Raw genomic sequence first — 11,606 nt, 5'->3', positions numbered from 1 at the left:
ATAAAAAACAGATAACCCTGAAGTGTTATTTTTTTTCAAATATACATTCCAGACAGGAATGCACATTTATTTTCCGATGAATAATAGCCATATATTCATCGGAGCAATATATCCCGTTTTACAAACGGGATGTTCTGTATAAAAAACTATTCCTGAATTTCTTCATCCTGACGGACCTGCATGGCCCACCGCTGGGCCGCTTCCGGCACAGTAAACACCGGAGAACGACGGAAATGCTCGCCAATCAGCACAAAGGCCACATATTTGCCACGTAACTGCCAGACATCGCGATAGCCATCCACCTTCAGCGCATGTTCAGGAGGAGCGGGTTCGACACGGGGCACGTAGCTAATAACCTGGCGATTTTGTTGACGAAGAGGTTTCATAAGCGACTGGTTCATTAAAGCACATTCTGAAAGCAGGAAATTTCTATGATAGCCGATCCTGCCCCCACGCGTCGCGCCTTGCGTGTGGTGGACCGCCTCTTTTACTAAGGCGGTGTCTGAAAAAGCTGAGTTCGCCTGCCCTTTCCGTACATTGTTCTATAGTTAACAGGGTTTTTTAGGAATGAATAAAGGAGAAGCGTGCAATGTCGAACAAAGATAACACACATCAATCACCCATTCATGGCACTGAAGAATCACAGCCGGGTATGGACTCCCTTGCACCTGAAGATGGCTCTCATCGCCCTTCACCGGGCCCCTCAGCCCCTGGCGAGCAGCCCACCGCGCCCGGTAGCATGAAATCGCCGGACACCGGCAATGAGAAGCTAAAATCACTCGAGCCACACCGCAAAGGCGGAGAAGGCTATGCGTTGACCACCAATCAGGGGGTGCGCATCGCTGACGATCAGAATTCCCTGCGCGCGGGATCCCGCGGACCGACTCTGCTGGAAGACTTCATCCTGCGGGAAAAAATTACCCACTTTGACCATGAGCGTATCCCGGAGCGTATCGTGCACGCGCGCGGTTCCGCCGCTCACGGCTATTTCCAGCCCTACAAGAGCCTGAAGGAAATCACCAAAGCTGACTTCCTTTCAGACCCGGATAAGATCACCCCCGTGTTTGTGCGCTTTTCCACCGTGCAGGGTGGCGCAGGTTCGGCTGATACCGTGCGAGATATTCGCGGCTTTGCCACCAAGTTTTATACCGAAGAGGGTATCTTCGACCTGGTCGGCAATAACACCCCGGTCTTTTTCATTCAGGATGCGCATAAATTCCCTGACTTTGTCCATGCGGTAAAACCGGAGCCCCACTGGGCCATACCGCAGGGACAAAGTGCGCATGACACCTTCTGGGACTATGTCTCCCTGCAACCCGAGACGTTACACAACGTGATGTGGGCGATGTCTGACCGCGGGATCCCGCGCAGCTATCGCACCATGGAAGGGTTTGGCATTCATACCTTCCGGATGATCAACGCCGAGGGCAAAGCGACGTTTGTCCGTTTCCACTGGAAACCGGTCGCCGGGAAGGCCTCACTGGTATGGGATGAAGCCCAGAAGCTGACCGGGCGCGATCCGGACTTCCATCGCCGCGAGCTGTGGGAATCCATTGAAGCGGGCGACTTCCCGGAATATGAGCTGGGGTTACAGCTGATCCCGGAAGAGGACGAATTCAAATTCGATTTTGACCTGCTGGATCCGACCAAACTGATCCCCGAGGAGCTGGTACCGGTTCAGCTGGTGGGCAAAATGGTGCTTAACCGCAACCCGGATAACTTCTTTGCCGAGAACGAACAGGCGGCTTTCCACCCCGGTCATATCGTCCCGGGCCTGGATTTCACCAACGATCCGCTGCTGCAGGGGCGACTGTTCTCCTACACCGATACGCAGATCAGCCGACTCGGCGGGCCGAACTTCCATGAAATTCCGATCAACCGCCCCACCTGTCCGTACCACAATTTCCAGCGCGACGGGATGCATCGTCAGGATATCGATACCAACCCGGCCAACTATGAGCCGAACTCCATCAACGATAACTGGCCGCGTGAAACGCCTCCTGGCCCGAAACGGGGTGGATTTGAGTCGTATCAGGAACGTGTGGATGGCAACAAAATCCGCGAGCGCAGCCCGTCATTTGGAGAGTATTACGCCCACCCTCGCCTGTTCTGGAACAGCCAGACACCGATTGAGCAGCAGCATATTATCGGCGGCTTCAGCTTCGAACTGAGCAAGGTTGTGCGGACCTACATCCGCGAACGCGTTGTCGATCAGCTGGCACACATTGATATTCAACTCGCCCAGAGCGTGGCCGATAACCTCGGCATTACGCTGACGGATGAGCAACGCAATCTTGCCCCGCCAAAAGAGGTCAACGGGGTGAAAAAAGATCCGTCGCTCAGCCTGTACGCGGTGCCGGGAGGCTCGATTAAAGGCCGGGTGGTGGCGATCCTGCTTAACGACAAAACCCGCGCCAGCGACGTGCTGGGGATCATGCAGGCGCTGAAAACCAAAGGCGTACACGCCAAATTGCTCTACTCCCGAATGGGTGAAGTGACTGCCGATGACGGGTCAGTGCTGCCGGTTGCCGCCACCTTTGCCGGTGCGCCATCCCTGACAGTGGACGCGGTGATTGTGCCGTGCGGCGATATTGCCAGCCTGCTGAGCAACGGTGACGCGGTCTATTATCTGCTTGAAGCCTATAAGCATCTGAAGCCGATCGCCCTTTCCGGTGATGCGCGACAGTTTAAAGCACGCCTGAACGTGGCCGATCAGGGTGAAGACGGGATTGTGGAAGGCGATAACGTCGACGACGCGTTTATGACGAAGCTGTTTGATCTGCTAGCCGCGCACCGCGTCTGGTCGCGCAGCAGCAAGATTGACCAGATACCGGCGTAAAAAAAGCCGGGTGGCGCTTGCGCTTACCCGGCCTACATTTCGACTGGTTTTGTAGGCCCGGTAAGGCGAAGCCGCCACCGGGCTTTGTCTTAAAGATCCCCGAAAGTCCCCAACCGATACCCGCGCTCGGCAATCGCGTATTTCAGCGACGGCGACGTCAGCACCTCCAGCTCCGCCAGGCGCGGCCAGCAGTAGGCGCTCTTACGGACGGTGTTATCGACAAACGCAGGATGCGCCATCACCTCCAGCGACCGTTCCCCCCGGGCTGCGGAATCATCCAGCACCTTCAGGAACAGCGCTTCGTCGATCTCCTCACCGTAAAATGCGCTGCTGAACCCCTCCGATGTGGTCACGGCAAAGTCCGGCAACCCGCGCACGTCACGATCCACACGCATCGCCACGCCTTTACGCTGAGCAAAATCCGCAATGAGCGGAAAAATCGCCGGGATCATATGCACATGATGATGGCTGTCGATATGGGTTGGTTCGCGACCAAAGAGGTCAACAAAACGGTTGTACTGACAGTCCAGCTCGCGGGCAATCTCTTCGAGCGGCAGCGCGTCCTGCTCCGCCAGTTCCCAAATCCATTTCCCGAGTTGCCCGTCACGCGTCAGGCCCGGCATCGCTGAAAGCGGCCTCCCCAGCGTCAACACAAAGTGCATGCCCACGCCCAGCTCAGGCGCTTCACGGCTCAGCTGCGCCGCGTGCTCTATCGCCTCTCCATTCACCAGCGCGGTGGTCGAGGTCACCACACCCCGTCGGCAGGCTTCAACAATGCCGTAGTTTTGCCCCTTAGACAGGCCAAAATCATCAGCATTGACGATCAGCAGGTTTTCCATCGCACGTCCTCTTAACGGTGTTGATGCTTGAGCTTCTCAACCGTGGCGGCAAAGTTTGGCAGCCATTTTTCATGCGCCAGTATCATCTCGCTGGCCAGCCCTTCCGCATCGCGGTCGGAATGCACCAGCGGGCTGAGGTTCAACGCCAGCAGCACATCATTCAACTCACCGCTCAGCGCAGCGTTGCTGGCCGCCACTTCAAACCCTTTGATGGTATGGATGAGCCCCATCACTTTGTCATCAAAGTGGGTAATACGCGGATGCGGTTTTGCCCCCTCACGGCCCAGGATACAGGTCATCTCTACGGCCCAGTCGGCCGGGATATTGTCGATATGGCCGTGGTGCGGCACATTGACGTAGTGCTCAGCCTGCTTGTCATTGTAAATGGCGTTGATCACTTCGCACGCCGCGTCGGAATAGTACGCCCCACCGCGCTGTTCAAGCTCTTTCGGCTTCACGTTCAGGTTTGGATCTTTATACAAATCAAACAGCTGCTTTTCAACTTTCTGCACAACCTGAGCGCGGGCACCGCCTTTATAGTACTCGCCCATTTCGATGGCCAGCATCTCTTTCTGCTTGAAGTAGTAAAGCAGATACGAGCATGGCAGCAGATTCAGGGAACGGATGAGCCCTTCGCTGAACGGCAGGTCGAAGATATTTTTTACGGATGCTGCGGTCAGGCGGCCGGAAGCCACGCCGTCCAGCAGTTCAGCAAAGCGAGACTGGCCGTTGACTATCACATCTTTGATGAACACCATGTGGTTAAGGCCAAACAGATCGATAGAGAGATCGTCGTTGTCGGTCAGCTCCAGCACGTCGCGGATGAACATCTTCATGCCAATCGGAATATTGCAGACGCCGATAAAACGCTTGAAGTTGGTATGGCGATAGACCGCCTCGGTGACCATCCCGGCCGGGTTGGTAAAGTTAATCACCCATGCGTTCGGGCAGATCGCCTGCACATCTTTGATGATGTCGAAAATGACCGGGATGGTGCGCAAACCTTTAAACAGGCCGCCCGCGCCGTTGGTTTCCTGTCCCAGATAGCCGTGGCTCAGCGGAATGCGTTCGTCCAGTTCACGCGCTTTGAGCTGGCCCACGCGCAGCTGAGTGGTGACGAAGTCAGCGTCCTGCAACGCCAGGCGACGATCGAGGGTTTTATGCACGGTTAAGGGCACACCGGCTTTTTCTACCATCCGCTGGCACAGGTCAAAAATAATATTCAGCTTTTCCTGCCCTTCTTCAACATCCACCAGCCATAATTCACTGACCGGTAATTCATGATAACGTTTCAGGAAACCTTCCAGTAATTCCGGGGTATAGCTGCTGCCGCCGCCAATGGTCACGACTTTTAATTTCTTTTGCATAACATCTCCCTTAGCGTATCAGGTTAATCGCCTGCAAGGTATAGCGGACTCTTCCCGCTATTTGGGCAAGCAATCAAGTCAATATTCGTGGCGAATAAACTCGCCAGGCACTAATTAATTACCGTCAAATTCTTCCGGTAACTGTTTGGTGTGAATGAGGTAAATTTCTTAAAGGTTTTAATAAACAGGCTGGGGCTACTGTAACCGGACTCATAAGCAATATCGGTGACAGAGTAGTTGGTAATTTCCAGCTGTTTTTTGGCAAAATTAATGCGGATTTCATTAATAATTTGCACGGGCGTTTTACGATAATAACGCTGTGTCGCCCGGGTCAGGTATTCCTGGGATTTTCCGGACAGTGACACCATATTTTCCAGAGCATTCTCGCTGAACTGCCCTTTGTCGTGCATCAACTCGACGGTACTGCGCAGCCATTGCGGAATGTCGTCGCTCACCTGCTGCTCTTCACGGTGATGGCGAAGGCGGTTCATCACATAGAACGTCACGGTTTCAATAAATTCATCGAACTCATTGTCGCGGAAGTTGAGCGAGGCGATCACCGTTTCGATCCAGGTCATAAATTCGTTTTTTACGCGATAGACCTGTGACGCCACAAAGCAGAACGGCACCAGCGGCAGATAGTGTTTCTCAAAGAAACGTCTGCTGACGCCAACATTCAGAATACGGGTGGCGCCAAATTCGTAAAAGCTCTGGTGATAAGATCCCATCGGCAGGAAAACAAAGTCACCGCGCTCCAGCAGGACACGCTTGCCGTTAATCTCCTGATAGTAGCGGCCGGTCAGAACAATCGTGAACTCGTAGTAGTCATGCTGGTGCAGACCACTGGCGCTCTCCGTCTTGTTGTAAATAACCACGTGAAAATTCTTGCCATTAAACAGCTGCTGTTCAAGTGCGGTTTTAATTTCCATCGTGCTGACCTCCTGCTACTCAGTCTGACTTACTGCAGCTTCTCGTGAAGCTCAATTAACTCTGCCACCAGCTCGCGTGCCAGCATTGAGGTCATCAGGTGATCCTGTGCATGCACCAGCACCAGGCTGACTTTCATCTTCCCTTCCCCCTGGTCGCCTTCGATAAGCTTAGTCTGCACCAGGTGCGCTTCATTCAGCGCGATACGGGATTGATCCATCATGGTCTTAGCGGCGGCAAAATCGCCCTGCTTGGCCTGCTTAAGGGCGGCATACGCCAGGCTACGTGCTTGCCCGGAGTTGATGATAAGCCCCATCACCACTTCTTCCAGATCGTTCTCTACGGCGTCTTCGGCTACGATACTATCCAAATCTAACATCTTTAAGCTCCTTTTCGCTGGCGCGGGTTACCCCGCGCCGGGCAATATTTAGAATTTCAGTGCGAGGGCGATATCCTCTTCGCTCTCTTCTTCATCAATCACGGTCGCGGCTTTGTTGGCTATCGCCACGAATGGCATGTAGAGCAGTGTTGCAATCCCGAGGTTGAATATCGCCAGCAGGAAGGCCGCGACGCTACCGTTGGTGTTGAAGAACGCTCCCAGCCCCGCCGGCATGGTCCACGGCGCAATGTTGGTAACAGGCGGGATAATGCCCAGGTAATAGGCCGTCAGGGTGATCCCCGCCAGCAGCGGCTGAATCAGGACGAATGGAATGAACATCACCGGGTTCATGATGATAGGCAGACCAAACAGAATCGGCTCGTTAATCTGGAAGATGCCTGACGGCAGCGCCAGCTTCGCAACCTGACGATGGTCAGCGCGACGAGAGACAATAAAGACCGCGATGATCAGACCCAGCGTCGCCCCGGTACCCCCCAGGAAGATATAAGAGTCCAGCATCGGCTTCGCCCACACATGGAAGGTTTTACCGGCTGCCAGCGCCGCATCAACGGAGCCGTACTGCTGATAAAGTGCAACGTTTTCCAGTGCCCATGGGGTCATGATACCGCTGTCCAGCGCGGCCAGTGCCAGTGAACCATGTACGCCGAAGAACCACAGCAGGGAGGTGAAAATCACGTACGCCCAACCGACCACGCCACCCATCGACGCCAGCGGCGTAGAGATAGAGTCCATGATGATCTGGTGGAAGTTTGTGCCCCAGTGAGAGAGCGCCCAGGCAATAATCCCCATGATGGAGAGAATAATGAAGCCTGGAATCAACGCGGAAAATGAACGGGAAACGGAGCCCGGTACGCTATCTGGCAGGCGAATTACCCAGTTACGGCGGATAATAAAGGTGAACATCTCGGCAACCACCAGACCGATAACGATACCGGAAATAATGTTTGCCCCACCCAGCCAGTTGGCACCCACAGCATAAGCTTCACCCACGCTGTATGGGGTGACGGTCATAAAGGCGGCAACGGACAATAACCCCGCGGCCAGTGGATCCACCTTACGTTCTTCGGCTAATGCCATCCCAATAAAGAAAGGCGCCATCAGCGACATAATACCCAACGTACCGTTATATACATTGCCGCCGATGGCTTTAAAACCGTTAAGGGTTTCAATGGTTGAAGCGTCTAACCGAATTCCTAATGAATAAAAAAAGGAACCTTCACCAAAGCTCAGAAAAACGTTGTTAATTAAAACGAACATTGCCCCGGCCAGCGTCAACGGCATTAATTTAATAAAGCCGTTTTTGATGGCGTTAACATGAGGCTGCTTTCCTATTTTAACAGCAAAAGGAAGGAGTACCTTTTCAAGTGAAGCGATGACTTTACTCATAGGAAAATACCCTTAAATGCCGCAACGTATGTCGCGGCGTATTGTGTGTGAAATAACTCTTTGACGGGAAAAATAAAAATTAATTAGCAGCTTTTTTAATTGCTGCCACAGCAGCTTTCAGTACACCTAAACCATCAATCTTACCGTACAGCCCTGAATCGATTACCTCGACCGGTTTATTCGGTAACAGACGTTGAATTTCTGGCAACATGTAAGCGATCTGCGGCCCCAGTAAAATAACATCTGCGGTCTGGCCTTTTTCACCCGCCAGCGTTTCCGGGAACGCTTCGATCACCACCGGCACTTCATACTTTTCGGCCTGTGCACGCATCTTCGACACCAGCAGTGACGTTGACATGCCTGCAGAGCAGAACAGGTAGATATGTTTCTTTTCCATCATGATTTCCCTCTTTTATGACTACCTGCCGTCTCGCTATCACTCGACTCGCTCTCCTGGCTGACAGGTAATGTGCTGACTGTTGTTTATCGTTGGAGTGAGTATACGTAATGGTACAGAGGGGGGATAATTCTGCACAGGCCTAAATTGTCTCTCATTGACCTGGCTTGTTGACTACCTTCACATTTCAGGCAAATAATTCGCGCAAAGAAATAAGATTTACGTATGCATAAAAAAACCGGCCCAAAGGCCGGCTTGTTAACATCCTCAGGCAAGCAGGGTTACTGCGCCTTAGGTGCCTGCGGATCGGTATCGTATTCTGCACAGGTCTGGTAACCGGAATTGATGACGTGACCGGTGTCATCCAGAGCAACAAAGTAGGTTTCTGCCTTACCATCACGTTGACCCAGGATATAGGTCTGGCAGGTACCACGCGCGTGGATCATGGTCACTTCTGACGAAGGCTTACCGGCAATCGCAGCCACCTGCGAACGGGTCATGCCTTTTTTGACATCTTTCACTACCGGCTGTGTAAACTGATCTTTGGTGCGATCGTAAGCCGTACACCCTGCCAGCATAGTCAGTACCGCCGCTGCGCTAAGAATTCCTGCTACGTTCTTGTTCATATTCCGTCCTCTTGTTTATCAGCGTGTTATCTAAGCATGGGATAAAAAGTACTATTGTTCAACTTTGCGAGTTACGCCAGACGAATTTCGGAAAATTCTAATAAAACAACGATAAGCTGCTAAAACGCCGCAAAATAGCGCACTCGAAACTGTGATCCTTGTCGTTTTACGCCTGAAGGGTTAGTTTTAACAGTTAACACATTCTGTTTATGGTCTGCATATGGAGGGCGTGATGGCTCTGCAACACGAGATTATTCAGGCGCTGGGCGCGAAGCCTGCGGTAGATGCAAATGAAGAGATCCGCCGAAGCGTTGATTTTTTAAAATCCTATTTAAAAACGAACTCGTTTCTGAAAACGCTGGTACTGGGCATCAGCGGCGGACAGGACTCGACGCTGACCGGCAAACTCTGCCAGATGGCCATTTCAGAGCTGCGCGAAGAGACGGGAGATGAAGCGCTGCAGTTTATCGCCGTGCGTCTTCCGTATGGCGTGCAGACAGACGAACAGGATTGTCAGGATGCCATCGCCTTTATCCAGCCAGACCGCGTACTGACGGTCAATATCAAAGGATCGGTGCTGGCGAGTGAGCAGGCGCTGCGTGAAGCGGGCATTGAGCTGAGCGATTTTGTGCGCGGCAATGAAAAAGCGCGCGAACGTATGAAAGCGCAGTACAGCATCGCAGGCATGACCAAAGGCGTGGTTGTCGGGACCGATCACGCGGCAGAAGCCATCACCGGTTTCTTCACCAAATATGGCGACGGGGGCACCGACATTAACCCTATCTTCCGTTTGAACAAGCGTCAGGGTAAACAACTACTGGCTGCGCTGGGCTGCCCGGAGCATTTATACAAGAAAGCGCCAACGGCAGATCTGGAAGACGATCGCCCTTCCCTGCCGGATGAAGCGGCGCTCGGTGTGACCTATGACAACATCGATGATTATCTGGAAGGCAAGAAACTGGACGAGAGTATCGCGAAGATTATCGAAGGCTGGTATCTGAAAACCGAGCACAAACGCCGCCCACCCATTACCGTGTTTGACGATTTCTGGAAGAAATAAAAGCAAAACGGTAACCCAGGTTACCGTTTTTAATGTTTGCGCCCTCTCCCGTGGGAGAGGGTTGGGGTGAGAGCATAAGGCGACCCGGCTCTTTTTTAACCACCCTACACCTGCTACACTGTATACCTGAACAGTATATGGAGTCGTATGTGAGCAGGCGTCAATCTGCCCCGCGTCTGGAGTTTGAAGCGGCGGCTATCTATGAATATCCCGAACATCTCCGCCCCTGGCTTGAGGAATTACCTAAACAGCCGGGCGTGTACATCTTTCATGGCGAAAGCGACACCCTGCCGCTCTATATCGGCAAAAGCGTGAATATTCGCAGCCGGGTGCTGTCCCATCTGCGCACGCCGGACGAAGCCGCCATGCTCCGCCAGTCGCGACGCATCAGCTGGTATCCGACGGCAGGGGAAATGGGAGCGCTCTTACTGGAAGCCCGGCTGATCAAAGAGCAACAGCCGTTGTTTAATAAGCGTCTGCGCCGCAATCGTCAGCTCTGCTCGCTGCAGATAACCGCGGGCAAACCGCAGGTTGTCTATGCGCGCGACGTCGATTTTTCGCACGCACCGAATCTGTACGGCCTGTTCGCCAACAAACGTGCGGCGCTACAGGCGCTGCAAACGCTGGCGGACGAGCAGCAGCTTTGCTATAGCCTGCTGGGGCTGGAGGCCACCACCCGTGGACGCGCCTGTTTCCGCTCTGCGCTCAAACGCTGTGCGGGTGCCTGCTGCGGCAAAGAGAGCGTCGAGGATCATCACGCCCGGCTTCTTGGCGGGCTGGCGGCCATCAGCGTGAAGTGCTGGCCGTGGGAAGGGGCCGTTGCGCTAAAAGAGGTGGGAGAGACGATGACGCAGTACCACATCGTTCATAACTGGTTCTGGCTGGGGGCGGTCGATAATCTGCAGGAGGCCGCCACCCTGTTACGCACACCCGCCGGCTTCGACCATGATGGCTACAAAATTCTCTGTAAGCCCGTGCTGACCGGCGAGTTTGACGTTATTGTGCTTAATGACCAGGCAGCCAGTTGATTTCGCTGAATAATAACCTGCCGTGCGATTCCAGCAAACGCAGGGTGTGGGTTCCCTCCTCCCAGCTCGCGCCCTGATCGGCTGTCAGCAATTTATCCCCCAGCTGCCACGCACCGCTTAAGACGAAGACCACACCCCCGCGTGAGCCAAAGGTAGTGAAGGTGCGGTCCGCCACCCGCACTTTCGCCTGGCAGCAATCCCGCCGGGTCATGATGTTGAAGTCCATCGACATCTGCCCGTCGCTTAACAGCGCTTTTACCGGCTGGTCGCCGGAAAAACAAAAGGGCTGATGGTGCTTCAGGGTATGGCAAAACGCCTGACCGGCATCGAGCGTCACTTCCCCCCCTTCCAGCAGGGTGATAACCCGGTCAACACCGGGAAAGGAGGAGAATTCGCCATTGCTGGCGATCGTCGCAATGCTGGCACGCCAGAAAAAATCGCGCGTCGCGGGAGGAAAACAACAAATTTCGCGCGTCTCACCAGCACCATTGCGCCAGAGACTGACCGGCATTTTACGGATATCAAAGAACTCCATCACCACTCCTGAATGGCGCAACGAGCGCCAGGGCAAGGATATCGCTATCGTTGCTGTCTTGTTTGTTATGATTGAATAGTTACAGACGTAGTATCGGCAGCAGAGCGGGCAAGCCTTAGCGGGACGCTGATAAAAAATCTAACGTCATGAATTCTCTGAAGCGATGACAGGAGAATACCGCGCCTGTTGCGGCAGACAAGAG

12 protein-coding genes are annotated in these 11,606 nt (G+C 53.6%); 3 read left to right on the top strand and 9 right to left on the bottom strand.

Annotation, left to right across the window (positions count from 1 at the left end):
• Nucleotides 1–146 precede the first annotated feature (146 nt).
• Nucleotides 147–401: a cell division activator CedA gene (gene cedA, locus ACMWKA_RS12865; protein ID WP_072203699.1), complete on the bottom strand. Its 255-nt coding sequence runs from the start codon at nucleotides 399–401 to the stop codon at nucleotides 147–149.
• A gap of 188 nt (nucleotides 402–589) precedes the next feature.
• On the opposite strand from cedA, the gene katE reads away from it, so the two are divergent.
• Nucleotides 590–2,839, top strand: a complete 2,250-nt coding sequence (gene katE / locus ACMWKA_RS12860; protein WP_038979915.1) for a catalase HPII — start codon at nucleotides 590–592, stop codon at nucleotides 2,837–2,839.
• An 89-nt stretch (nucleotides 2,840–2,928) separates the two neighbouring features.
• Here katE and chbG read toward each other — a convergent pair whose 3' ends face one another.
• The 7 genes from chbG to osmE all read right to left on the bottom strand — a co-directional run bounded on the left by chbG (nucleotide 2,929) and on the right by osmE (nucleotide 8,781).
• Nucleotides 2,929–3,678: a chitin disaccharide deacetylase gene (gene chbG, locus ACMWKA_RS12855; RefSeq protein WP_187170925.1), complete on the bottom strand. Its 750-nt coding sequence runs from the start codon at nucleotides 3,676–3,678 to the stop codon at nucleotides 2,929–2,931.
• Nucleotides 3,679–3,689: 11 nt separating this feature from the next.
• Entirely contained in the window at nucleotides 3,690–5,045 is a 1,356-nt protein-coding gene (locus ACMWKA_RS12850) for a 6-phospho-beta-glucosidase (RefSeq protein ID WP_057071558.1), read from the bottom strand.
• 110 nt (nucleotides 5,046–5,155) lie between these two features.
• Nucleotides 5,156–5,974 (bottom strand): transcriptional regulator ChbR, encoded by an 819-nt coding sequence (gene chbR / locus ACMWKA_RS12845; protein WP_013097020.1) that lies wholly within the window; start codon nucleotides 5,972–5,974, stop codon nucleotides 5,156–5,158.
• A 29-nt stretch (nucleotides 5,975–6,003) separates the two neighbouring features.
• Nucleotides 6,004–6,351, bottom strand: coding sequence for a PTS N,N'-diacetylchitobiose transporter subunit IIA (gene chbA / locus ACMWKA_RS12840; protein WP_013097021.1), 348 nt, complete (start codon nucleotides 6,349–6,351; stop codon nucleotides 6,004–6,006).
• A gap of 48 nt (nucleotides 6,352–6,399) precedes the next feature.
• Nucleotides 6,400–7,758, bottom strand: a complete 1,359-nt coding sequence (gene chbC / locus ACMWKA_RS12835) for a PTS N,N'-diacetylchitobiose transporter subunit IIC (RefSeq protein ID WP_013097022.1) — start codon at nucleotides 7,756–7,758, stop codon at nucleotides 6,400–6,402.
• A gap of 79 nt (nucleotides 7,759–7,837) precedes the next feature.
• Complete coding sequence (chbB, locus tag ACMWKA_RS12830) at nucleotides 7,838–8,155, bottom strand: PTS N,N'-diacetylchitobiose transporter subunit IIB (RefSeq protein WP_013097023.1); 318 nt, start codon at nucleotides 8,153–8,155, stop codon at nucleotides 7,838–7,840.
• Nucleotides 8,156–8,436: 281 nt separating this feature from the next.
• The gene (osmE, locus tag ACMWKA_RS12825; protein WP_003857836.1) at nucleotides 8,437–8,781 is read right to left on the bottom strand and encodes an osmotically-inducible lipoprotein OsmE; all 345 of its coding nucleotides are present in this window, start codon (nucleotides 8,779–8,781) and stop codon (nucleotides 8,437–8,439) included.
• Between the two features lie 232 nt (nucleotides 8,782–9,013).
• On the opposite strand from osmE, the gene nadE reads away from it, so the two are divergent.
• Together nadE and cho are read left to right on the top strand one after the other, a co-directional pair.
• A complete protein-coding gene (nadE, locus tag ACMWKA_RS12820) occupies nucleotides 9,014–9,841 on the top strand; it encodes an ammonia-dependent NAD(+) synthetase (protein ID WP_414760305.1) in 828 nt (275 codons plus the stop codon).
• A gap of 149 nt (nucleotides 9,842–9,990) precedes the next feature.
• A complete protein-coding gene (gene cho / locus ACMWKA_RS12815; RefSeq protein WP_013097025.1) occupies nucleotides 9,991–10,869 on the top strand; it encodes an excinuclease Cho in 879 nt (292 codons plus the stop codon).
• Here cho and ves read toward each other — a convergent pair.
• A complete protein-coding gene (gene ves, locus ACMWKA_RS12810) occupies nucleotides 10,847–11,404 on the bottom strand; it encodes an environmental stress-induced protein Ves (protein ID WP_013097026.1) in 558 nt (185 codons plus the stop codon). The genes cho and ves overlap by 23 nt on opposite strands.
• Between the last annotated feature and the right edge of the window lie 202 nt (nucleotides 11,405–11,606).

The sequence above is a fragment of the Enterobacter sp. 03-F-07-AD-ECC genome (genome assembly GCF_047530935.1).
In the GTDB taxonomy this organism is placed as follows: Bacteria; Pseudomonadota; Gammaproteobacteria; order Enterobacterales; family Enterobacteriaceae; genus Enterobacter; species Enterobacter cloacae.
This window is presented reverse-complemented; position numbering and strand designations above follow the sequence as displayed.